General features: G+C 41.3%; 20 protein-coding genes and 2 pseudogenes. 10 read left to right on the top strand and 12 right to left on the bottom strand.

Translation table 11 applies throughout. The annotated features are described in order from the left end of the window. Window positions 1-7: 7 nt before the first annotated feature. From N8A86_RS04230 to N8A86_RS04210, 5 genes are all read left to right on the top strand, one after another. Window positions 8-751 (top strand): LytR/AlgR family response regulator transcription factor, encoded by a 744-nt coding sequence (locus N8A86_RS04230; protein WP_273567928.1) that lies wholly within the window; start codon window positions 8-10, stop codon window positions 749-751. A gap of 121 nt (window positions 752-872) precedes the next feature. Beyond that, the gene (locus tag N8A86_RS04225) at window positions 873-2,102 is read left to right on the top strand and encodes a hypothetical protein (RefSeq protein WP_273567927.1); all 1,230 of its coding nucleotides are present in this window, start codon (window positions 873-875) and stop codon (window positions 2,100-2,102) included. Between the two features lie 346 nt (window positions 2,103-2,448). Then, window positions 2,449-3,963, top strand: coding sequence for a T9SS type A sorting domain-containing protein (locus N8A86_RS04220; RefSeq protein ID WP_273567926.1), 1,515 nt, complete (start codon window positions 2,449-2,451; stop codon window positions 3,961-3,963). Between the two features lie 70 nt (window positions 3,964-4,033). Continuing rightward, window positions 4,034-5,446 (top strand): type III PLP-dependent enzyme domain-containing protein, encoded by a 1,413-nt coding sequence (locus N8A86_RS04215; RefSeq protein WP_273567925.1) that lies wholly within the window; start codon window positions 4,034-4,036, stop codon window positions 5,444-5,446. A gap of 14 nt (window positions 5,447-5,460) precedes the next feature. Next, complete coding sequence (locus N8A86_RS04210; RefSeq protein ID WP_273569021.1) at window positions 5,461-6,279, top strand: RMD1 family protein; 819 nt, start codon at window positions 5,461-5,463, stop codon at window positions 6,277-6,279. A gap of 199 nt (window positions 6,280-6,478) precedes the next feature. Here the strand turns inward: N8A86_RS04210 and N8A86_RS04205 are convergent, their stop codons facing one another. From N8A86_RS04205 to N8A86_RS04195, 3 genes are all read right to left on the bottom strand, one after another. After that, complete coding sequence (locus N8A86_RS04205) at window positions 6,479-8,020, bottom strand: IS1182 family transposase (RefSeq protein WP_273567924.1); 1,542 nt, start codon at window positions 8,018-8,020, stop codon at window positions 6,479-6,481. A gap of 239 nt (window positions 8,021-8,259) precedes the next feature. Continuing rightward, window positions 8,260-8,757, bottom strand: coding sequence for a dihydrofolate reductase (locus N8A86_RS04200; RefSeq protein ID WP_430682178.1), 498 nt, complete (start codon window positions 8,755-8,757; stop codon window positions 8,260-8,262). Next, window positions 8,699-9,142 (bottom strand): 2TM domain-containing protein, encoded by a 444-nt coding sequence (locus N8A86_RS04195; protein WP_273567923.1) that lies wholly within the window; start codon window positions 9,140-9,142, stop codon window positions 8,699-8,701. Before N8A86_RS04195 ends, N8A86_RS04200 begins: the two co-directional genes overlap by 59 nt. 61 nt (window positions 9,143-9,203) lie before the next feature. On the opposite strand from N8A86_RS04195, the gene N8A86_RS04190 reads away from it, so the two are divergent. Both N8A86_RS04190 and N8A86_RS04185 read left to right on the top strand, forming a co-directional pair. Beyond that, complete coding sequence (locus tag N8A86_RS04190; RefSeq protein ID WP_273567922.1) at window positions 9,204-10,292, top strand: aminotransferase class V-fold PLP-dependent enzyme; 1,089 nt, start codon at window positions 9,204-9,206, stop codon at window positions 10,290-10,292. 176 nt (window positions 10,293-10,468) lie between these two features. Further along, window positions 10,469-10,768, top strand: coding sequence for an isoamylase early set domain-containing protein (locus N8A86_RS04185; RefSeq protein WP_273567921.1), 300 nt, complete (start codon window positions 10,469-10,471; stop codon window positions 10,766-10,768). A 178-nt stretch (window positions 10,769-10,946) separates the two neighbouring features. On the opposite strand, the gene N8A86_RS04180 is transcribed toward N8A86_RS04185, so the two are convergent. The 9 genes and pseudogenes from N8A86_RS04180 to N8A86_RS04140 all read right to left on the bottom strand — a co-directional run bounded on the left by N8A86_RS04180 (window position 10,947) and on the right by N8A86_RS04140 (window position 19,319). Then, window positions 10,947-11,228, bottom strand: a complete 282-nt coding sequence (locus N8A86_RS04180; protein ID WP_273567920.1) for a DUF427 domain-containing protein — start codon at window positions 11,226-11,228, stop codon at window positions 10,947-10,949. Window positions 11,229-11,321: 93 nt separating this feature from the next. Then, on the bottom strand, window positions 11,322-12,296 hold the full coding sequence (gene egtD / locus N8A86_RS04175; protein WP_273567919.1) for an L-histidine N(alpha)-methyltransferase: 975 nt from the start codon (window positions 12,294-12,296) through the stop codon (window positions 11,322-11,324). Between the two features lie 16 nt (window positions 12,297-12,312). After that, entirely contained in the window at window positions 12,313-13,473 is a 1,161-nt protein-coding gene (gene egtB / locus N8A86_RS04170; RefSeq protein ID WP_273567918.1) for an ergothioneine biosynthesis protein EgtB, read from the bottom strand. A gap of 76 nt (window positions 13,474-13,549) precedes the next feature. Beyond that, window positions 13,550-14,266, bottom strand: a complete 717-nt coding sequence (locus N8A86_RS04165) for a flavodoxin family protein (protein WP_273567917.1) — start codon at window positions 14,264-14,266, stop codon at window positions 13,550-13,552. Window positions 14,267-14,400: 134 nt separating this feature from the next. Continuing rightward, window positions 14,401-15,225, bottom strand: coding sequence for a thymidylate synthase (locus N8A86_RS04160; RefSeq protein ID WP_273567916.1), 825 nt, complete (start codon window positions 15,223-15,225; stop codon window positions 14,401-14,403). Between the two features lie 79 nt (window positions 15,226-15,304). Beyond that, window positions 15,305-16,619: pseudogene (locus N8A86_RS04155) on the bottom strand (NupC/NupG family nucleoside CNT transporter). A 161-nt stretch (window positions 16,620-16,780) separates the two neighbouring features. Beyond that, window positions 16,781-17,410, bottom strand: a complete 630-nt coding sequence (locus N8A86_RS04150; protein WP_273567915.1) for a bifunctional nuclease family protein — start codon at window positions 17,408-17,410, stop codon at window positions 16,781-16,783. 87 nt (window positions 17,411-17,497) lie between these two features. Beyond that, complete coding sequence (locus N8A86_RS04145) at window positions 17,498-18,466, bottom strand: electron transfer flavoprotein subunit alpha/FixB family protein (protein ID WP_273567914.1); 969 nt, start codon at window positions 18,464-18,466, stop codon at window positions 17,498-17,500. A 112-nt stretch (window positions 18,467-18,578) separates the two neighbouring features. Continuing rightward, window positions 18,579-19,319: an electron transfer flavoprotein subunit beta/FixA family protein gene (locus N8A86_RS04140; RefSeq protein WP_273567913.1), complete on the bottom strand. Its 741-nt coding sequence runs from the start codon at window positions 19,317-19,319 to the stop codon at window positions 18,579-18,581. 188 nt (window positions 19,320-19,507) lie between these two features. Here N8A86_RS04140 and N8A86_RS04135 point away from each other — a divergent pair, with 188 nt between their 5' ends. The 3 genes and pseudogenes from N8A86_RS04135 to N8A86_RS04125 all read left to right on the top strand — a co-directional run bounded on the left by N8A86_RS04135 (window position 19,508) and on the right by N8A86_RS04125 (window position 23,899). Further along, a complete protein-coding gene (locus tag N8A86_RS04135) occupies window positions 19,508-20,485 on the top strand; it encodes a pyruvate dehydrogenase complex E1 component subunit beta (RefSeq protein WP_273567912.1) in 978 nt (325 codons plus the stop codon). Between the two features lie 110 nt (window positions 20,486-20,595). Next, window positions 20,596-23,096, top strand: a pseudogene (locus N8A86_RS04130) (DUF5686 family protein). 275 nt (window positions 23,097-23,371) lie between these two features. Continuing rightward, window positions 23,372-23,899 carry an inorganic diphosphatase gene (locus tag N8A86_RS04125; RefSeq protein WP_273567911.1) on the top strand — a complete coding sequence of 176 codons (528 nt, stop codon included), beginning with the start codon at window positions 23,372-23,374 and terminating at the stop codon, window positions 23,897-23,899. Window positions 23,900-24,077: the final 178 nt, after the last annotated feature.

The following is a 24,077-nucleotide window of genomic DNA, read 5'->3' as shown; positions in this document are numbered from 1 at the left end:
TTAAATCATGATCAGGGCTATTATAATCGATGACGAAGAAGATGCCAGGGAGGTACTTTCCCTTACGCTTCAAAAATTTTGCCCGGAAATAGAGGTCATCGCACTTTGCGGATCGCCTGAAGAAGGACTTGATAAAATAAACAACTTAGGGCCAAGCCTTGTTTTTTTAGACGTACAAATGCCCAATATGTCAGGTTTTGACCTTTTGGAAAAGGTTACTGACATTAATTTTGATGTAATCTTTGTGACAGCCTTTAACCGTTATGCCATTAAAGCGATTAGATTCAGCGCCCTGGATTATTTGTTAAAACCCATTGAAGTAGATGATCTGGTCTCTGCCGTGGAAAGAGTGAAAGAGAAACAAAAAAGCAACAGCGTTCATTACAGGTCCCTGTTGAACAATATTAAATACGGCAATGAAAAGTTGACGCGTTTGGCCATTCCTTCCGACAATGAAATTGTTGTACAAAAGCTCGACGATATTGTCTATTGTGAAGCTGATGGCAGTTACACAATTCTGCATTTAGTGAACAATAAAAAAATAATGGTGTCCAAAATCTTAAAGGAATTCGAAATGATGTTACCGGAATCCGATTTTTGTAGAATACACCACTCGACCATTGTCAATATCGATCATGTAATTAAATACATCAAGGGCGAAGGGGGCTATGTTATGGTGACCGGCGGAGGTCATTTGGATGTATCCCGCAGAAAAAAGGAGGGTTTTATAAAATTACTACACAAAATATAATACCACTTATCAAATTCCCGCACACACTTATTTGAAATACTTCCCAGTTATAAAGTCCGAATAGCGGCCGGCTTAAAAGAACAATACATTTAAACAAGTTTAATCTTTAAATGTATCTATCATGAAAAAGCCAGTACAAAAATTTGGAATTCAGATTTTAAGGTTTGCTTTGATCTTTTTGATTATCGCAGCCTGCAGTAAGGATGATACCCCCGACGTCAAAAATCCCGATCCAACCCCCGAAGAACAGGGAACACCAGAAGAACCGGTAGACCCTGTGAATCTGGATGCCAACAAAATAACCCAAAGCTTAAAATTCCGGAATGGCCGGGTTATAAAAGGTACTTTACCTACCGCCAAAAGTGCTAAATCAGCTGTAGCAGATCTAAAAATAGATACCGATACCATTTTTTGGGTAGAAGGGATTGTTAATCGCATAAAAATCTTAAAGCCCCAGAGTCCAAAGATATTCTCCTCTTTAGTGTGGACACAAGTGGAGGGCAGTGATTCGTATATAGAAGCTGAGTTTGAACAAGAACAGGAAAACGACACTATTCTTATTCTGAATTTTGATTTTGATGTTACCTCATGGGATCCACCATTTTCATTTAATCTAAAGTTTGTCCCAGCCGATGATACCGGTACAGAACCTATTGATGTATTTGAAAAACCCGTAGTTATTGAAAAACGTAACGACGGTGGCGGCGCATGTGCTATTGACATAGCTAGTGGTACAAAAAATATTCCGTTTTGGAGATGGGACGGGACTTATGTAAACGAAGATTATCATACTGGGCCATATGAATTTTCGTTTTTTGAAGGTGATGTTGTTGGTTGTTGTGGCGATAGTGGAAGTTATTATGGACCGTTTTGCCCCGTCGGAAACCCGGACAATGTATCGCTTCATTATGAATCTTCGTATGTAGTAACCTGGGACGAATTCTCATTTATTAGTGCAGATAAAATTTCGGGGGAGATGAGTGAGAATGCTCTTAATTTGGACATATTAAATACAGATTTTTGTGGCGCCTCTGTGTCGTATACTGATAATAATGTTCATAATGTTTTTGATGCAGATTATTACTTCGACCAAAGCAGTTGCACATTTTATTTGGATAATATGGTTGGCAATGAAGAAGAACTCTTTACAGAGAATGGTACGTCTCTTGGGTTTTTCCCCTTACCAATTTATATGGGCTCGGGATCAATGGTTGAATATCAAATTTTAAGTAACCATTTCATAGAAGAAAGAAGGGGAAATGTTGAGGGAGGCCCAGGGGAAGGGTTAGTGAGAATCTATGAAAAAGCATGGAGGACTAATGTGGATCCATCAATAGAATGGTTTGACTAAATCCAAAAATGATATTGGTTTTTAATTCTTAAAATAAATCAATACAAATTTATTCATACGAATGCACTGTTTTTATGTCTCAATGATTCAGAAACCCTAAAAATTTAAAAGATGAAAAATTCATATAGAATATATAGCCTTGTTTGCTTTGGCTTTTTGCTTACAACTACCCTAACTGCCCAAACTTTGGTGCCAGCTAATTTGCAAACCTATGATTGGGCAAGAAGTATGGGAGACACCTCAGTTGATGGGGGAAAAGCCATAGCTGTTGATGTCTCAGGAAATATATATACTACTGGTTTTTTTGATGGAATTGTTGACTTTGACCCTGATGATCTAGTGGTCCATGAACTTGAATCTGCAGGAAGCTATGATATTTTTGTCTGCAAATTGGATGCCTCGGGCAATTTTGTATGGGCAAAAAAATGGGGGAGAAGACGCCGATGCAGGTTACTCCATAGCCGTCGATGTATTCGAGAATGTGTATATCACAGGGTATTTTACGGGTACGGCCGACTTTGACCCAGATGATGTCGGGGTCTTGGACCTCGTTTCGGAAGGAGAGGAGGACATATTTATCTCTAAATTAGATGTCTTGGGCAATTTGGTGTGGGCAAAAAGAATTGGTGGAATATTAGGGGATCAAGGGAACTCCGTAGCTGTTGATGACACCGGAAATGTGCATACCACCGGTTTTTTTCGAGATACGGCCGACTTTGACCCAGATATTACAGGAATCCACAACCTCAGTTCATCGGGAGCCACGGATATTTTTATCTCCAAATTGGATGCCTCAGGCAATTTTGTGGGTGCAGGAAAAATGGGAGGAGATTTGTATGATGTGGGTAACTCCATAGCCCTCGACGAATTAGGGAATATCTATACTACAGGTTCTTTCCAAGCAAGAGCGTATTTCGACCCCAAAGCCGGAATGAATTTTCTTGAATCGGAAGGAGGCCGTGATATTTTTATCTCCAAACTGGATGCCTCAGGTAATTTTGTGGGAGCAAGGCGCATGGGAGGACCATTGGATGATGAGGGGACTTCCATTGCCCTCGGGATCGCAGGAAATATTTATACGACCGGCTTTTTTGACGGAACAGCCGACTTTGACCCGGATGCAGTTGCAACTTTTGACCTCACTGTTACCGGGGGCTATCCTGGAGCCATTGATATTTTTGTTTCCAAATTGGATAAGTCGGGTAATTTTAAATGGGCAAAGAACATGGGAGGTTCAGGGCTGGACAGTGGGTCCTCCATAAACGTTGACCCATGGGGAAATGTATATACCACAGGGTATTTTACGGGAATTGCCGCAGATTTTGATCCCGGGCTAGGAATCCAAAATCTTGATTCGCAGGGAGGGCTGGATATTTTCATTTCAAAACTAAGTGCTTCGGGTAATTTTAAATCGGCAAAAAGCATGGGAGCAGCAGGAAATGATAGCGGGTCGTCCATAGCCGTAGATCCTAATTTTAATGTTTATTCCACAGGATCTTTTGAAGAAGAAGCTGATTTTGACCCTGGAACCGGAGTGGATAATCTTCTTTCCAATGGGTTATCAGATATTTTTGTACAAAAACTAAGCAATTACCTTTCAATCCCTTCAAAAAATGAAATGCTTAGTCTGCCCCTGATATTTCCAAACCCAACAACAGATAACTTAACCCTTGATTTGGGTCAACTGTACGATACGGTAACTCTTAATGTAAGAAATTTTTCTGGAGAGCTTGTTTCAAAAGCGAACTATAACAAAACGGACAAAATTGACTTTGACATCAACAGTAGTCCCGGGATGTACTTTATTGAAGTCATAGCAAATGGCAAAAAGCTAATAAGCTTGAAGGTTGTAAAGAATTAAGCATTCATTTAATTACCACTCCCCCAACTTTTAAAGAAAAGAACAATTCTATCTCAAAGCCCTATCGGTAATGAATACCAAATACATAGATTTCATAGACCAAACCTTTGAATTTCCACAGGAAAATATTTCCTTGAAGGGATCCAACCTCTTGTTTCATGGCATAGACCTTATGAGTTTGGTCGGACAATATGGGAGTCCATTAAAATTTACCCTTTTGCCCAAAATACCTGAAAACATTAACAAAACCAAAGCATGGTTTCGTACCGCTTTTGAAAAGACCGATTACCGTGCAAGGTACCATTACTGCTATTGTACAAAGAGTTCCCATTTTGAACCGATAATCCAAGAGGTCATAAAGAATGATGTACATATAGAAATATCGTCAAATTTCGATATTGATATTGTCGGTCGATTGATCAGGCAGAACAAAATAGATCGAAATACCTACATTATTTGCAATGGATTTAAACAGCCCGAATACGTGAATAGTATTGCCAGCTTAATCAATGGTGGTCATGATCGCTGTATTCCCGTTCTCGATAATTTTGAAGAATTGACCCACCTGTGCCGTACGGTAGTTGGTAAGCTATCTATTGGTCTACGAATTGCCTCCGAAGAAAAGCCAAAATTCGAATTCCGGACCTCTAGACTCGGAATCGGCTATCAAGACATTGTTCCTTTTTATAAGTATAGTATAAAAGACAACAATAAAGTAACACTTAAGATGCTACACTTTTTTATCAACACAGGTATCAGTGACAGCAGCTATTATTGGAGCGAACTCAAAAAATGTTTACGTATATATGTGGAACTCAAAAGGATTTGCCCGTCATTAAACAGCCTTAACATAGGAGGAGGCCTCCCCATTAAAAACTCCCTTGGCTTTGATTACGACTACCAAGGAATAATTCAGTCGATTGTAGATTTGATAGGCACTGTATGTACTAAAGCCAAGATACCCTATCCCGATATTTTTACCGAGTTTGGAAGTTTTACCGTGGGAGAAAGCGGCGGAGTTATTTTCAAAGTTTTAGAACAGAAATACCAAAACGATACCGAAAAATGGTATATCATAGATTCCTCTTTTATCAACACCCTGCCAGATACTTGGGCCATTAACAAAAAATTTATGATGTTGCCTCTTAACGGATGGCACGATCACTATGAGAAAGTACTGTTAGGCGGACTTACCTGTGATGGGGATGACTATTATTCTAACGAGGGGTGCGCCAATGACCTCTATTTGCCAAAATTTCAACAAGAACGGCCACTTTACATAGGGTTTTTCAATACAGGGGCTTATCAGGAAGCAATCAGTGGCTATGGCGGTCTACAACATTGCTTGATTCCACATCCCCAACATATTTTAATCGATAAGGACGAGAACGGGCTTCTAAGTACAACTTTGTTTAAGAATCGGCAAAAATCAGAGGAACTCTTAGATATATTAGGATATGAAACTACAAAACAAGTGATATAAAATCAGGAATCTTGATGATAATGTTATTTAATCGAGGAAAGACCATGTACAACGTCAACGTATATCAAACCGCAGCCATGATGGCCGTCACGGACTGCGTACGTATCTTGTCGTGGGAAGAACTGTTTTCTGACAACGAAGATCTAAACGAAAAAATCGGCGAAGAAAAGTTTCTTTATATTTTTCAATATGGGATGGTCGGGTTTTTTGATCCTTCCAAGGATAGAAAAAATGGAATTTGCAATGAATTAAGGCAATTATATAATGAATTTCAAATTAGTCATTCTCCACAATCATTGAATCTTGTAGTGCATAAAAATATAAGTGATGATTCTTTCAATAAAGTGACACTTCCTTATCTCGATAGTGTTGCTCTAAAAAAGGTATTGCATACCATAGTACAATCTGTCACCATGAACAAGTATGCTAAAATTACCAACCAGTTGTGGGCAATTACGACAGCGCAGAACACTTATTTACGGGCGAATGGTAAATTAAAAATTACGAAAAGGCAACTAAAGATACATTTAGGTAGCTTATGGAACATTAAAACTGAGATTGAGGAAAACAAAAATGTTTTGGATACCATCCAAGATATCCATGAAAGTACTGGATCTAGTGGCAAATCTACGGAGTTGAGAAAAGCGTTCGGACTTAATGGCAGTTTAAGACAGACAAACGAACGATTAGCGATTATTCAGGAAAACCTTGAATTTTTCAAAGCTATATTGGATCAAAAGGAAAGCAGTAGATTAGAGTGGATTATCATTTTACTCATTGCAATTGAAATTGTCGATTTATTCGTATTGCGATTTTTAAAATGGTTACAATAGCATGTCTTTCACAGCGGTCTTTGATTGTTGAATATTGGTAATACCTACATCCTGGTCATTTTTTAATTCTCCCAATGTCAGCAGTCCATTTTACATCAATCTCAAATATAATTTCAGTAAGTAATAAAGGTTCCATAAAATGGCCGTGGCCGTTGCAGAAGTGGTCCGTACACAAGATACGGATGTAATCAGGCTGTTTTCAGCGAGTCTTAATAAGAACCGGTCTTGGTTGGATTTGCCGATAAAAAGCGCTCAAGTGGCCTTGAAGTACATCCATAATGGCCCTTAAAATACTTATGGAAGGTTTCCTTCCCCCTTTCTTTAGGTACTTTTTCAGGTTGAAGGCGATTGCCGCCATGAGTATGACCTTGTGCGCACCGGCCTTGCCCAGTACGCCTATTCTTCTTGGGCCGTAGAACTGGGTCAGACTACCGAACACGGGCTCTACCGTACTTTGTCTAAGGTTTTTCATTCGTTTGCCCCTTTCGCTGTGCTGTCTGGCGTAGGCCCTCAAGTATTGTTCGTCATAGATGGTTCTGGTGATTTTTTTACATTTGGTATTCGGCACACATTGGGATTTCATGGGGCAGGCCTTGCAGTCTTTCGGTGCCGCCCAATAACATTTCAGTACGCTACCGTCCCGGTTGGTTCGGAACCCCTTGAAAGGTATTGGCCTGTTCATCGGGCAATTGTATTCGTCCTTTTCCCTGTTGTATGGAAAACCGTCTATCTTGGGTTTGTATTTCCCGAAAACGGGTATCCACCCTGTAATCTTCCTTTGTTCGAGAAAATCGTAGTTGGACCCATTGGAATAACCTGCGTCCGCCAGGATATCCGTCATTATCAGCTCGTTCTTCCTTAAACGGTCCAGCACCTTTAGGCTGATATCCTTCAAGTACTGGCTGTCCCTACCGTCGGCAAAGTCGGCCTGGATATTCGAGATGACCCCTTCCGCGGTATCCACCGCCATACTACAGTGGTAGTTCAGCTTTCTGGCCTTGCCCGGCTTAACCGATATACGGGCATCCGGATCGTGTGGGTTGTAGTGTGTCTTGTTGCTCAGCAGACGTGCCTTCTTGTGGGACGCGCCGACCAGTTGTACCGGACTGTCCCTCAGATTTTGGTGGTGCTTCTCCATGCGCTTCAGTTCGTGTGCCGGGGCGGAGACACGTACGGGAGATACGCCTCCCCTACGTTTTTCCGTAGTTTCCCGATTTTCTTCCGACACTTTTTTCAAGTGGTCCTCCATAGGGGTGGCGGGCATTTTCGGCACTACGCTCTCCATGGACGCATTTGCCTTTATCGGGGCCGAATCCACTGCTTGGGTGTGTCCGGATACCATCCCGCTGTCGACGCACAGGGTGAATACCTTGTTGAACAAAGTCACAAAAAGGGATTCCGGGTAAAGCTGTCTCGTCCTGCTGATCGTTGAATGCCATGGCAGCTCCTCGTCCAGGTCATAGCCCAGAAAGTAGAGCACGTCCATTCGCATGCAGCAATGTTCCACCAGTTTTCGGTCGGAGGTGATGTTCTCAAGGTATCCCGTGATCAGTAGCTTAAAAAAGACCACGGGGTCGATCGAGGGGTTGCCGGTCTTGCCGTAAAGTTCTTTAGTATCCTTATAAAGAAAACTCAGGTCGAGCGTTTCGCGGAGTCTTCTGTAAAGATTTTCCTTTGGGATCCGGTCCGATAACTGGAAACTTAGGAAGAGTTTTTCGGTATAATTTTTTCTGCCTTGCATACCTTTAATTTACGGATTTCCGCACATAGGTAAAAGCAAAAATTGCTATTTATCGGAGTTCTGCAACAGCCACGGCCGTTTTACGGGACAATTTATTTAGTATGCAATACATTTTCTGAGAGTGTCCCATTCCTGGTCTCTTTTAGTAGTTTAGTTAATTGACCTTTTACGGGACGGTTTTGGAGGGAATAAATTTTTTCTACGAAGGCATCACCATGAGTTCACGACGAATTAGCGCCCTACTTCTTTACATACGTAAAATACGTAAAATCAAATTTGTGCTTTTCATCTTTTGAATGATATTCTTCCTTTACCAATTTCCAGATGTTCTCATCGATTTCCGGGAAAAACGTATCTGCATCATCAAAAGTGGCATGTATACGTGTCAATTCGATTTGGTTGGCAAAGTGCTCGCCTTGTTTATAGATTTCCCCGCCCCCGATAATAAATGAAAGTTCTTCGTTTTCAATAAGCTTTATGGCTTCATCAAAAGAATGTGCCACAATGCAATCGTCGAACTGCACTTGGTATTTTTTATCTCGGGTAATAATAATATGAATACGATTGGGCAACGGTTTCGGGAAGCTCTCAAAAGTCTTGCGACCCATAATGATTTTGTGTCCCGACGTCAGTTTTTTAAAACGTTTGAAATCATCGGGCAGGTGCCAGAGCAGGTCGTTATCTTTTCCCAGGGCATTGTCTTCCGCAGCCGCGGCTATCATGCAAATAGTGTTCACAGCTCTTTTTTTTATTGATTTGGGATAGCGGAAATTCAGTCTCGATTTTCTTTTGAATTTCGGCGATGCGTTCCTTTTGCCTACGCACCAATTTTTCGCGTTGGGTACGTTCCCATTCTTTTCCCATGAATTTTTGGGTCACAAAGACATTGAAGACATGTATGACGAACAAAAAGGCCCAAAAGGTAATGCCCCATATAAACCAATCATAGGTTTCCCCGTATTTTAAAATTTTATTGATGAGGATTAGAAAAACACTACCGATCAAAAAAATAACAAAGTGTACATACAACCGCTTTTTCTGTTTGATACGTGCGTGGGCCGTCTCCAACAGGTCGTGCTGCTCTAAATCTACTTCCGATTTGTTTTTGTTCTTGGAGAACATGTGAATAGGTATCTTTAACCACAAAGATAAGCGAATCGATAGAGATTAAAATTCACGGGAAATGCAAAACATACAAAACGAGTTTCCGATCCTTACGGACTGTATCTATGCAAATACGGCCGCTTCGGGCCTCATGTACCGAAGTTTGACCGAATGGCGCAAACAACATAGTGTCGACTTTTTAGTTGGGGCAAGCGAGGCACGGGCAGATGGAATGCAAAATTATATTCCCGGAGCGAGAAAGGCGCTGGCTACCTTTTTGGGCTGTAAGGTCGAAAATGTAGCTTTAGTGCCCAATTTTTCTTTAGGATTGAACCTGCTCTTGGAAGGATTGGACAAAAGAAGCAAAATCTTACTATTGGAAAACGACTACCCATCCGTCAATTGGCCTTTTGAGGATAGAGGTTTTTCTATTGAATATGCAAGGATAAATGCCCGTTTGGAAGAAAATATTTGGGAAAAGCTGGAAAGTGGAAATTTTTCGGTCTTGGCCCTAAGTTTGGTACAGTGGCTCAACGGAATCAAAATTGACCTCGAATTCCTGAAAAAAGTAAAAGAAGAATATACGGACTTAATCATAATAGCCGACGGCACACAGTATTGTGGCACGGAACGTTTCGATTTTGAAGATTCGGCGATCGACATTTTAGGAGCCAGTGCCTACAAATGGTTATTGTCAGGTTATGGTAATGGTTTTCTGCTATTCAAAGATCGTGTTCAGGAATACTTTTCGGTAAAGTCGATCGGCTTTAGTGCCGCGAACGCCAATAAGGAAATGCGGAATTCAATTCGATTTGCAAAACACTTTGAACCGGGCCATTTGGATACCTTCAATTTTGGAAGCCTAAAATTCTCGCTTGATTTTCTCAATGGTATCGGAATAGATAATATCGCAGCGCAGAACAAACGACTTTCGAACAAAGCGAAGGAAACTTTTACGAATCTCGGACTACTTAATGAGGATATCACCGAACGAAAAGATCATAGCACAATCTTCAATATCAAGGGCCATGATGGTTTATATAATCATCTTTCGAAAGAAAAAGTGATCTGTGCACAACGAGGCGATGGAATTCGACTCAGTTTTCACTTCTATAACACTGAAAATGACATAGATAAAATAGCAAAAATCTTAAAAAAAGGGATATAGAATTTAGCTACTTGAAAAATAAATTAGCTTTTTTTGGAATTCGGTGTTAATTGATGCCAAAATATTGTGAAAATGATAAAAATGACATTAGTCATTGTAAATGAGCATTTTAAAGTAGTAGTTTTGCAGCGAATTTAAAAACGACAAAATCCAATTTAATTTAAAATATTTTTATCATGGCTATTAAAAAACAGTATTTAAAAAGTAAACCAGTATGTAAGGTAACTTTTACCGTACCTGCTGAAGAAGCAAAAAAAGTAGCGGTTGTTGGTGATTTCAACAACTGGAAAGCTAACAAGGCAAGCTCATTGACAAAACAGAAAAACGGAAACTTCAAAGGTACTTTGGAACTTCCTAAAGAAGGTACTTTCGAGTTTAAGTACATTATCGATGGCAATTATGTAAACGAGCCTGAGGCAGACCGTTTCCAATGGAACGATTTCGCAGGTGGCGAAAACGCTGTTCTTGAGCTTTAATTAGCTGGAAAGAAATTTAAAAAGGCCCGAAAGTTTAAACTTTCGGGCCTTTTTTTGTGGGTCATTGCGAGCGTAGCGAAGCAATCTGTCGAAATGGGTTTCGACGCTTCAAAAGTTTGCATGATTGCCTTGACTATAGGGCCCATTTCATAATTTTTTAAGCTCCTCGCAAAGACGTTTACTTCTCCACAATTACCCCTTTCCAAAAAGCGACCCTACCTTTGATCGATTTTGCCAATTCGCTGACCTCGGGGTAATACCAGACCGCATCTTTATTTTCTTTGCCGTCTATCTCTAAGGAATAATATGATGCTTGCCCTTTCCACGGACAAGTAGTGTGAGTATCGCTCTCTTTAAAATATTCTTTTTTTATGCTATCCGCAGGAAAGTAATGATTGTTTTCGATGACTATGGTGTTATTACTTTCTGCGATTACCGTGTTGTTCCAGATGGCTTTCATATTTTCAAGTTCAAGTTCAAAAAAGTTTATGAGTTTATGGGGTTTATAAGTTGAGAAATTTTATGAGTTAATAAAATTTTTTTGTCTAAAAATCTAACATCTCTTTTTGAAAACATAATTCTTATAATACCCCTTCGAATCCACAAATACGTTTTCAATTTGCAATCCTGATTTCTCGGCGAGCCATTGTACGGTTCGGTCGTCATATTTTTGGGAAATTTCGGTATGAATCGTTTCCCAAGCCCTGAATTCGATTTTTAAGCGTAATTTTTCAATCCATACGCTCTGTTCTTTTTTTGAGACCAGATAACTTTTAGCAATGCCGGTTTCGGGGTCATAGACTTCCCAATGCAAAAATTCATCCAGATTGAAATCGGCTTCCATTTCGTTGTTGATGCGGGTCAAAAGATTCTTATTAAAGGCCTCCGTGATTCCGGATTTGTCATTGTAAGCATCTAATATGGTCTGTGGATCTTTCTTCTGATCAAAGCCCACAAAGAAAAGATCATCCTCATGCATGAGTTTTTGCACACGCTGCAAAAATTCAATAGCCTGCTGATGAAGCAGGTTACCAATATTACTTCCTAAAAACAGGATAACTTTTTTCGTTCCGTTGTTGGAATTTATTCGTTCCAGTGCTTCAAAATAGGTTCCCTGTTGTGTTTTTACTTGAACATCGAGAAGCTCTTCTTGCAACGAGTTCTCCAACTGATTTAAAACATTTTGACTGATGTCGATGGGTTGGTAGGTGAAATCTATATTTTTTTCTGAAAGATGCTTTAAAAGTATTTTGGTCTTTTTGCCATCCCCGGCACCTAATTCGATAAGATTGAAATTCGGGTTTCCCAGAGTAAAAAGATCGGTAATTTCTTGCTTGTATTCGTCAAGAATTTCGAATTCACAATCCGTCAAATAGTATTCGGGCATGTGCATGATATCCTGAAAAAGTTTATCGCCCTTGGCATCATAAAAATATTTGGAGGAAAGGTGTTTCGGATAATCGGTCAATCCCTTGTATACGTCTTTCTCGAATTGGGTTTCAAATAGTGTAGCTATCTGCTTATGCATAAAATATGTTTCGAAATTATCTGGCCAACCGTAACCCGGTAAATTGCCATCTTAAATTTGTTTGGAAAAAATTACGGTAGGTCGGTCTTGTATGTTTAATAGGTGTAGCTACCGAGCCTCCACGCAATACTTTTTGGTTGACCATGAATTTACCGTTGTATTCGCCCAATGAGCCTTCTGCCTTTTGATAATTGGGGTAGGGTAGGTAGGCACTTTCCGTCCATTCCCAGCGTTGGCCCCAGGGAAAATATTTTTGGGCCGTTTCCCACTCGAATTCCGTCGGCAGGCGACATCCTTTCCATTGGGCAAAGGCAAAGGCCTCAAAATAGGAAATGTGGGTCACGGGTGCATTGCCTAGTACTTTTTTTATTCCGCCTAAAGTGTATTGATACCATTGCCCATCGATTTTGTGCCAATATAAAGGTGACTCGATATTGTTCTGGTTCACCCAATCCCAACCCTCGGCATGCCAGAGGTCAAATTTTTTGTAGCCTTCATCATTGATAAATTCTATGAATTCTTGATTGGTTACCAATTTGTTGGATATTTCATACGGATGTAAATACACCTTATGCCTGCCCAATTCGTTGTCATAACAAAAGTCGTCTGAGTCATGGCCGATTTCATAAATGCCTTCTTCGATAGATATCCAATCCTGTGCATGGTCTTCGTTCGAGTGCTCTTTAAAATCATCAGAATATACAGGAAGCAGCGGTTTGTTGCCCAAAATATATTTAATATCGGTCAACAACAGTTCTTGGTGCTGTTTTTCATGGTGGATTCCGATTTCGAGAAGATCATGTAATTCTGAATCAGAATGGTCTTCAAACAACGCTTTAATGGCTTGGGTCACATATTTTCGGTATTCATACACCTTTTCAACTGAAGGTCTCGAAAGGTTTCCCCGGTCAGAGCGAACTACTCGTTTCCCCACGGTCTCGTAATAACTATTGAAAACAAAGCTGAAATCAACATTAAAAATGGTGTAGTCTTTGGCGTGGGGTTTTAGAATGAATTCCTCGAAAAACCAAGTGGAATGGCCCAAGTGCCATTTCGGAGGCGAAACATCTACAATGGGCTGCACCACATAATCTTCGATCTCCAAGGGTTCACAAATAGCTTCGGTATGTTTTCGGGTTTCCAAAAAGAAATCCAAAAGGGAATCGGTAAGAATCATAGCAAATTTTTTATTGAATTATAATAATTCATATCGGACTCAATAGCATTTCAGTTTGATGGAATCGGTTTTAAAATCAACGATATTCAGGATTTTCAAAATTCCAGCGTGTACCGTCATCCCAAGCTGCTCTAGAATTTCCGTAAGCCGGATACCCATTATTCTCTTTCAATATTTTAGCCAAGTGCAAGAGGTTGTAGGTCATGAACGTGGTATTTCGATTCGTAAAATCGTTGTTTTTGGCGTCTGCTTCCTCATCCAAATAACTGGGGCCTGGGCCTACCTCTCCTATCCAACCGGCATCGGCCTGTGGCGGAATACTATACCCTAAATGTTGTAACGCATACAACATGCCCATGGCACAATGTTTTACGCCATCTTCATTTCCGGTGATGATACAGCCTCCAGCCTTACCATAATACATATATTGGCCTTTATCATTTTGCATGCCGCTCATCGCATATAACCGTTCGATAAGTTTTGTGGCGATGGATGAACGTTCGCCCAACCAGATGGGCGTACCGATGACGAGAATATTCGCCGCATCAACTTTTTTGTAGATGTCGGGCCAATCATCTTTGTCGAACCCTTCTTTGGTCATATCGGGTTGTACGCCAACCGGCACATCAAAATCCACTAATCTTAAAACGTCTACCTCGACGCCTTCCGATTTCATGATATTCATCGAAACATCCATCAATCCGCGGGTATGACTTTTTCTTGGAGATTTTTTTAGGGTGCAATTGATAAATAGGGCTTTGAGTTTTGAAAAATCGGGTTTTTCTTTGGACATGAATGATGAGATTTTTGAAGTTTCATGGTATGGGTCGAATCTTAACGACGCTACTTACTTTCAAACTTCCAAAAAAATAAATTGCTATGTTATTGGAATAACAACAATTTTTGACTTATTAGGAGCATAGGAGATTAAATCGCCACAACCCCTTTAATATGCGGATGCGGATTGTAGTTCACCAACGTAAAGTCCTCGAATTTAAAATCGAAGATATCCTTGACTTCAGGGTTAAGGATCATTTTTGGTAAAGGCCTTGGCTCCCGGCTTAACTGAAGTTCTACCTGCTCCATGTGGTTATTGTAAATATGGGCGTCACCAAAAGTGTGAATGAATTCTCCGGGTTCATAGCCACAAACTTGTGCCATCATCATGGTAAATAGGGCATATGAAGCGATGTTAAAAGGCACACCCAAAAAGATGTCCGCGCTGCGTTGATAGAGTTGGCAAGATAGTCTTCCGTCGGCTACATAAAATTGAAAAAAGGCATGGCAGGGTGGGAGCGCGGCTTTGCCGTTCGCCACATTTTCTGCAAACGATATTGACGTATCTGGCAACACGCTCGGGTTCCATGCTGTGACCATCATGCGCCTACTATTCGGATTGTTCTTTAAGGAATGCACAACCTCTTTGATTTGGTCGATATCATCATTGTTCCAGTTGCGCCATTGGTGGCCGTAGACCGGACCCAGATTTCCATTTTCATCGGCCCATTCGTTCCAGATGCGAACGCCGTTTTCTTGAAGGAAGCCAATATTAGTATCGCCCTTTAAAAACCAAAGCAATTCATATACAATAGACTTTAAATGTAACTTTTTGGTCGTGACCATGGGGAAACCCTCGCTCAAGTCAAAACGCATTTGATGGCCAAAAACACTAATGGTACCTGTACCGGTGCGGTCGCCTTTTTGGTTGCCATTCTCTAGGACGTGTTTAAGTAAGTCGTGGTATTGTTTCATAGTGGGGTTAAAGGTAAAGCGTTATAGGTAAAAGGTCAAATGCCTAATGCTTTGAGTTATTATATTTTATCAACGAAACTTAGCCCAAAATCATCCCGGCAATTGTAGCCGAAAGCAAAGAAGCAATCGAACCGCCCAATACGGCTTTCATCCCAAATTCAGAAAGTGTCTTGCGTTGGGTAGGGGCCAATGAACCGATACCCCCGATCTGAATGCCGATGGAGGCAAAATTGGCAAATCCGCATAACATATAAGTGGCCATGATGACCGATTTGTTGAACTTTAAATGGGGAGTGGTCGCCATATCTTTTAGTTCGGCCAATTGAATATAGCCGACAAATTCACTGGCGGCCAGTTTAATGCCCAAAAGTTGCCCCATCAACATGATATCTTCCTCAGCGATTCCGATGAGCCACATCAAGGAGCGAAAATGCTTCCTAAGATGGCTTCTAGCGAGAATTTGTCATAGGAAGTATTTTCGCCGATCCAACTGTTGAGGTTCGTAAGATCCCCAAGACCGCCCAAGATGCCATTGATCATTGCGATAATGGCCACGAATACCAGCAGCATGGCACCGACGTTTACGGCCAATTTTAATCCTTCCGTGGTTCCGTTTGAAATGGCATCGAGTATATTGGCACCAATTTTATCCGTCGAAACATGTACATCGGTATTCACGGCTTCGGTCTGCGGGTAGAGTATTTTTGAAACGACAATTGCTCCAGGTGCTGCCATCACCGAGGCGGCCAATAGATGCTTTGCAAAAATGAGACGTAGGGCCGCGTCCTCACCTCCTAGAAATCCGATGTATGCGGCTAAAACCGCCCCGGCAACGGTCGCCATACCACCGATCATCACCAACAATATTTCCGATTTGGTCATTTTTTCCAAATAGGCCTTGATCAATAAAGGCGCTTCGGTCTGACCCAAAAAATGTTGCCAGCCACAGAGAGGCTTTCGGCACCTGATATTCCTAAACTTTTTGATAATAGCCAAGCCAAGGCTTTGACTACTTTTTGAATTACACCCAAATAAAACAACAACGAAGTCAATGCGGAGAAGAATATAATCGTGGGCAAGACCTGAAAAGCAAAAATATAGCCGAAAGTGGTCGTATCGACCACGAGTCCTTCGAACAGAAATTTACTCCCGGCCCGAGTAAAGTCAAGAATGCTTACAAAGACCTGCCCCAATTTTTTGAAGATCCACTGTACGAAAGGTACTTTTAACACCCCAATGGCAATAAGTAGTTGCAGTGCCATCCCAATACCCACGGTTCGCCAATTGATGGCCCTGCGATTGGAACTAAAAAGAAAGGCAATCATTATCAGCACCGACATGCCCAAAATTCCCCGCCACAAGCTATTTATGCTAAAACCTTCATTGGGCACCATTTCGGAAATGGTTGTAATGGCAGTTTCATTTGCCGAAACGGTATTCAAGCTGGTTTGCAGCGAATCAATGGTTGGAGTGTCTTGGGAAAAAGTGAAAAAAGAAACGAAGAAAACAAGCAGGAGAATCCGTAGTTGGGTTTTCATATATGCTTGATCGGTGGTTAATTGCGTTTCGAAATTTCGTCACGAAGTTTGGCGGCCTTTTCATAGTCTTCATTAGCCACGGCCTTATCCAATTCTTGATGTAATTCCTCGAGGGTTAGTTCCTTAAAGGCTCCGGCAACGCCTGCATCAATTTCTACGGTCTCGCCTTCCTGCAAGATTTCATCGACCATGATACTGTCGTCCTTTTCATCCTTGTCCTTATCCTTCGAAGAGAATTTCAAGAAGATTCCGGCCTTGTCTAAGATGGTCTTGTAGGTGAAAATGGGTGCATTAAAGCGAAGTGCAAGGGCAATTGCATCGCTGGTACGGGCATCGATAATTTCCTCGATCTTATCGCGTTCGCAAATGATACTGGAATAAAAAACACCATCGACTAATTTATGGATAATGACCTGCTTGATGACGATATCGAACCGATCGGCAAAATTTTTGAAAAGGTCGTGGGTCAGCGGCCTAGGTGGCTTTATTTCTTTTTCAAGGGCTATGGCGATGGACTGTGCCTCGAAGGCCCCAATTACGATAGGAAGCTTGCGATCACCTTCGACTTCATTCAAAATAAGGGCATAGGCACCATTTTGTGTCTGGCTGTACGATATTCCCTTTATTTTTAACCTTACTAAGCTCATACCTTATAAAAATACAAAAAGCTGTTTAAATAGTTGGGCGTACCATAATATTTAAACAGCCCGTTAAGCCGTGCAAATTAACAAAAATTAAGAGTTCTGCGCCTTAAATTCTTTTAATTTTTCAGTGAGTTTTGGAACGACTTCAAAGGCATCGCCGACGATTCCGTAATCTGCTGCCTTAAAGAATGGGGCTTCCGGGTCATTGTTGATGACCACTTTTGTTTTTGAGGCGCTCACACCTGCTAGATGTTGGATTGCCCCTGAGATTCCGATCGCGATATAAAGATTGCTGGCTACGGGCTTTCCGGTCTGTCCGACATGTTCCCCGTGTGGCCTCCAACCCATATCCGAAACGGGTTTTGAACAGGCGGTTGCGGCACCAAGAACATCGGCTAGTTCTTCAATCATTCCCCAGTTTTCGGGTCCTTTCAAGCCTCTTCCTCCCGATACCACAATATCGGCATCGGCAATGGTAGCTTTTCCGACCACTTTGTCTATTTCGGTGGATTTCACTGCAAAATCATCCTCACTTAAGGCTGGGCTAAAACTTTCTACGGAAGCACTTACGTTGTTTTCGTGAGCGCCGTACGAATTATTGGAAACCCCAATAATGCTTACATCGGTATTTATCTCCGTATGGGCAAAACCTTTATTGCTGAACGCTGTTCTTTTTACGGTCAATGGTGAAGTACCTTCTGGTGCGGCTACAACATTGGGTACATAACCCGCCTTTAACTTTGCGGCCAAGATCGGCACCAAAAATTTCGAATCGGTGCTCGAACTGACGATAATGACCTTAGCACCTTCCTTTTCTGCTGCCTCTACAATGGCGAGGGCATATGCTTTAGCATTGAAGGTCTTGAGCTTGTCATCGGATATGTTCAAAATTTTGGAGACTCCGTAGCTACCAAGACTGTCCCCTCCATCGGCATTGAAACTTACTGCCGTGGCGGAAGTACCCATCTGTTTGGCGACCGCACTGGCATAGGAAGCCACTTCGAAGGCACTTTTTTTGAATTTTCCGTTTTCTGATTCGGTGTATGCTAATACGCTCATTTTTCTTAATTAAATTTTTATATCACTTGACCATCATCTTTATAATCCTCTTAGGGGGATTAGCCCCAATTAACACACTTTGGAATTTGGGATTTGATGCTTGGAATTTATTTTAGATAACTTTCGCTTCGTTATGTAAAAGATTCACAAGATCTTCCACATTATCGACCAACTTAACGGCGCCCTTCGGTGCTGGTTTGTCGAATTTTTTGTCGGTGGTGGCATTTGTAGCATCAACCGGTTCGACCACATTCAATTTCTTTTGCCTCGCTTGCATAATCCCGCGCATATTTGGAATTTTTAGGTCTTTTTCTTCGACCAATCCTTTTTGTCCGCCAATAACCATGGGAAGAGTAGTGGTGATTTTTTCCTTTCCACCGTCGATTTCTCGAGTTGCGGAAACGGATGTTCCATCCACCTCTAAATCAATACAGGTATTCACGAAATTCATATCCAATAATGTCGCGAGAATGCCGGGCACCATACCGCCGTTGTAGTCGATGGATTCTCTACCACCGATAACCAGATCGTACCCACCTTCTTTCACGACCGCGGCAAGTTGTTGTGCGACGAAAAATCCGTCGGTTGGAATGGCATTGACCCGAATCGCCTCATCTGCACCAATGGCCAAAGCCTTTCGCATAGTAGGCTCCACATTGGCCTCGCCTACAGTAGCTACGTGCACCGTTGCGCCTTGTTTTTCCTTGAACCACATGGCTCGCGTCAATCCAAACTCGTCATTCGGATTGATTACGAATTGCACCCCGTTGGCGTCGAATTTCGTATCGCCATCCGTAAAGTTTATCTTCGATGTGGTGTCCGGTACATTGCTAATACAAACTAAAATCTTCATGCAGTTAAGTCTTTAAAATTGACCTCACGAAGATATGGAATCTTTTTATAAAATACTATGCACGCATAGTAAATTTTGAAACTTTTTTTAAACGGAACCCTTGATCCATTGATCATATATTTTCCTATTTTTGCTTGCGTTTTTGACGTACGTAAAAATAGAGACTCCATAATTATATACTTCAAAATATGAAGACACTACAGTTTAGGGAAGCCATAGTTGAGGCGATGTCGGAAGAAATGCGACGCGATGAATCCATTTATCTGATGGGTGAAGAAGTTGCGGAATACAATGGCGCCTACAAGGCTTCGAAAGGGATGTTGGACGAGTTCGGCGCGAAACGAGTTATTGACACCCCCATTTCAGAACTTGGTTTTTCAGGGGTAGGAGTAGGATCAACCATGACGGGCAATCGGCCTATCATCGAATTCATGACATTTAACTTTGCATTGGTAGGTATCGATCAGATTATCAATAATGCGGCGAAGATTCGGCAAATGTCGGGCGGACAGTTTCCTTGTCCGATCGTGTTCCGTGGGCCTACAGCTTCTGCGGGCCAACTTGCCGCTACCCATTCACAAGCTTTTGAGAGCTGGTATGCCAACTGTCCCGGTCTGAAAGTAATTGTACCATCGAATCCCGCTGATGCGAAGGGATTGTTGAAATCGGCCATTCGTGATGACGACCCTGTTATTTTTATGGAATCGGAACAGATGTATGGAGATAAAGGAGAAGTTCCCGAAGGGGAATATACTATTCCGATAGGAGTAGCTGACATCCGCAGGGAAGGTTCCGACGTAACAATTGTATCCTTCGGAAAAATCATAAAGGAAGCTGACAAAGCTGCCGATGAACTTGAAAAAGAAGGAATAAGTTGTGAAATCATCGACTTGCGAACCGTAAAACCTTTGGACTACGAAGCGGTTTTAACATCCGTGAAGAAAACGAACCGATTGGTTGTTTTGGAAGAAGCTTGGCCCTTTGGTAACGTAGCCACAGAAATTACCTACCATGTTCAGGCTCATGCTTTTGATTACCTCGATGCCCCGATACAGAAGATAAATACTGCCGATACACCAGCGCCCTATTCCCCGGTATTATTGGCCGAATGGTTGCCCAACCATGAAGACGTGATCAAGGCTGTTAAGAAAGTGTTATATAAATAAGGTTAACGAATTTGTAAGGCTACATTTGCTTCGCTGACAAACGCTCGGCGAGGCATTTGTTTTTTATGGTACGTTATTTGTACTTCGTGCCGCGAGAACACACAATTTCAATGAGAAAAATTCTTTTTTCCCTTTTTCTTTTTATTGTCCTTTTGGTCAACGCCCAAACAAAAGTGGGGGGTATCGTGACCGACGAATCCGGTGAGCCTGTGGCTTTTGCCAACATCCTTTTCAAGAATTCTACCGAGGGCACCATTACAAATGACAACGGCCGGTTTTATATGGAGTCGGAGGTGACCTATGACACTTTGGTAGTTTCTTTCATAGGTTTTGCCGATCTTGAAATTTCGCTTAGTTCGAAGGTCAACTATGATATGAACATTGAGTTGAAGGAAGCTACCGAGCAGCTCAAGGAAGTCATATTGATTGCTGGAAAGCAGTCCAAAAAGAACAATCCTGCAATTGATATTTTGCGGAAAATATGGGCTAAGAAAAGGGAGAACGGTATTCGAAAATTCAATCAGTATGCCTATGATAAATATGAAAAGATAGAATTTGACCTCAATACTATCGACAGTGCCTTGATGAAGAAAAAAATCTTCAAAGGCCTTGAATTCGTTTTTCAAGATTTAGATACTTCCCGGATAACAGGCAAGACATATCTGCCCATTTTCTTGAACGAAACTTTTTCACAAGTTCATGGTGACAATAGGTTTAAAGAGGAAAAAGAAGATATCCTCGGAAACAAAAATTCAGGATTTGATAACAACCAAGCCATCATAGCTTTCGTGGCTGACCTGTATCAAGACTATGACATCTACAACAATTATTTAAAATTCTTCGACAAGAGTTTTACGAGTCCATTATCACGAACGGGAATAGATACCTATAACTATGCTTTGAGAGATAGCGCATTTATCGACAATAAATGGTGCTACAATATTGTCTACTATCCAAGAAGAAAAAACGAGCTGACCTTTAAGGGCGATTTCTGGGTCAATGATTCTACCTACGCCATTAAGAACATCAATTTAGAAGTAACGAAAAGTGCCAATATCAATTGGGTCAAGGAAATCTATATCGAGCAAGATTTCGAGGTGGTCAACGATTCGGTATTCCTTTTGAAACGCGATTATATGCTAAGTGATTTTAGCTTTCAGAAAAAGGAAAAATCTCGCGGGGTTTATGGAAAACGTACGACTGTCTATGATAACTATCGATTCGATGAAGAAAAACCAAGGGAGTTCTATAAACCTGACAAGAATCCTTTGATCCTACCGAAACTGTAAAAGATGATGCCTTTTGGGAAAAGAACCGACTCGAAGACCTGAACAAAGATGAAAAAGGAATCTACCAGTTGTTGGATACCCTCAAGACCGTGCCCAAATTCAAATCATACTACAATTTGGTCAGTATTTTGGGGTCTGGCTATGTTGAAATCGATAAGTGGAATCTAGATATTGGTTCGGTCTACGATGTCTTCGGATACAATGATGCCGAAGGCCCACGAGTACGGTTAGGTGCGCGAACCTTTTTTGGACAGAATGACCCTTGGCGGATCGAAGGGTATATGGCCTACGGATTTATGGATCGAAAGTTCAAGCATGGTATTTCAGGAAAATTCCTCTTGGATAAAAAAAACAGGTTGATCATCTCCGGTGGAAATCGACGTGATATCGAACAACTTGGGGTTAGCCTTACGGCCACCAACGATGTTTTAGGTAGAAGCATAGCGTCTTCATCTTTATTGACCGTAGGAGCAAACAATCGATTGACCAAAATAAACTTAAGCGCCCTGAACCTTGAAATCGAACCCCTGATAAATTTTCGAATCGGGGTCGGCGGCACCTTCAGAACATTGAGTTCGGCTTTACCGGCAGACTTTAGTTTAGAGTATATTGACCCTACCGCCCCGACAGGTGTGTCATCTGAAATAAGACAATTCGATTTTCAGACCTTGTTGATCTACACGCCCGGTAAAAGAACGATTGGTTATGGAGTCGAACGAAAGGATATCAATGATAATTATAGCACCCTACTTCTAAAATATACAAAAGGTATCGACGGCATTTGGGATAGTGATTTTGATTATAGCAAATTGCAATTCTCCTATAGCCAGCCTTGGCAAGTCGGTGGTTTCGGAAGACTTTTCAGTACCGTTGAAATCGGTAAAACCTTTGGAGAGGTACCTTTGGGGCTTTTGAACGTTGTGCCCGGTAATCAGACTTTTTTCACGAATTATGGCACCTTTCCAAATCTTGATTTTTACGAATTCGTAACGGATACCTATGCATCGGTGCATTTGGAGCACAACTTCAATGGAAGACTTTTTTCGCGGATACCCTTTCTACGAAAATTGAATTTGAGGGAAATAGTGGCCCTACGTGGGGTTTGGGGTGAACTTTCGGACGCCAATACTGCGTTGAGCGGCCCTGCGAGTTCTACTACACCATTAAGGGCTCCAAGCGATAGAATTTATTATGAATATTCGGTCGGCGTCGGAAACATTTTCAAGATTTTTAGAATAGATTTTAACTTTAGGGGCAATTATTTGGACAGTCCGAACGCAAGACCTTTTGGGGTAACAGGAACCTTTGGTTTTAATTTTTAATAAAGAACTTGCCGATTTAGAGCCCGTTTAGGATTTTGTCGATTATTTTTTTACGCCTCTTTTTCCACCCTTCTTCGTTAAAATTTTGAACCGTAGCTAAGGCTATGCTTAAAAATTTTGCCTAAAAGGTCGAAAAAATGGCCTATAAAAATTCTAATCACAAAATCCTAAACGGGCTCTTAAACCCATAATCCTTATTCGGGGTATTTTAACGATTTCGTGGGGATTAAGGTTATGGATTGAAGTATCTTTGCACTCCCAAAAACAAGGAAGTTATGAGTGCAGATGAAGTGACATCGTTCGATGTTTTAATAGAAATTCCCAAAGGAAGTAGAAATAAATACGAGTACGATTTTGAGTTGAAAAAAATCCGTTATGACCGGATGATTTTTTCCTCGATGATGTATCCGGCGGACTATGGTTTTCTACCAGAAAGTTTAGCCCTGGATGGCGACCCGTTGGATGTGTTGGTTTTAGTGACCGAACCCACCTTTCCCGGCTGCGTCATGGAAGTTAAACCGATTGGAGTGTTTCATATGGCCGACGAAAAAGGTCCTGATGAAAAAGTAATCTGTGTGCCCGTTTCGGATCCAAATAGCGATAAATTGCATGATTTAAGCGACTTGAATCCTCATTTATTAAAAGAAATTGAGCATTTTTTCAAAGTCTACAAAGATTTAGAAAAGAAGAAAGTCGATGTTGGCGGATGGGGCGATGTTCACGAAGCCAAGGAAATTGTAGCAAAATGCATTCGTCGTTTCTCAAAAAGTGATGTGCCTACGGAAGAAGTAAGCATAAAATAAATTAAGAGTACACTAGTAATGATAAAAGCAGCACCCGAACGGTGCTGCTTTTTGTTTAAGTGTGTTTTAAGGCCGGCTAACCGCCCCGAAGACTTATTTACTTGACGGTTTCACATTGATGCTTTCTATGGTAGGTGCAAATCAAGTTTTTTACTATTTTTGCAGCCATTTAAAACTA

The sequence above is a fragment of the Maribacter halichondriae genome, from assembly GCF_027474825.1.
Lineage (GTDB): Bacteria > Bacteroidota > Bacteroidia > Flavobacteriales > Flavobacteriaceae > Meishania > Meishania halichondriae.
This window is presented reverse-complemented; position numbering and strand designations above follow the sequence as displayed.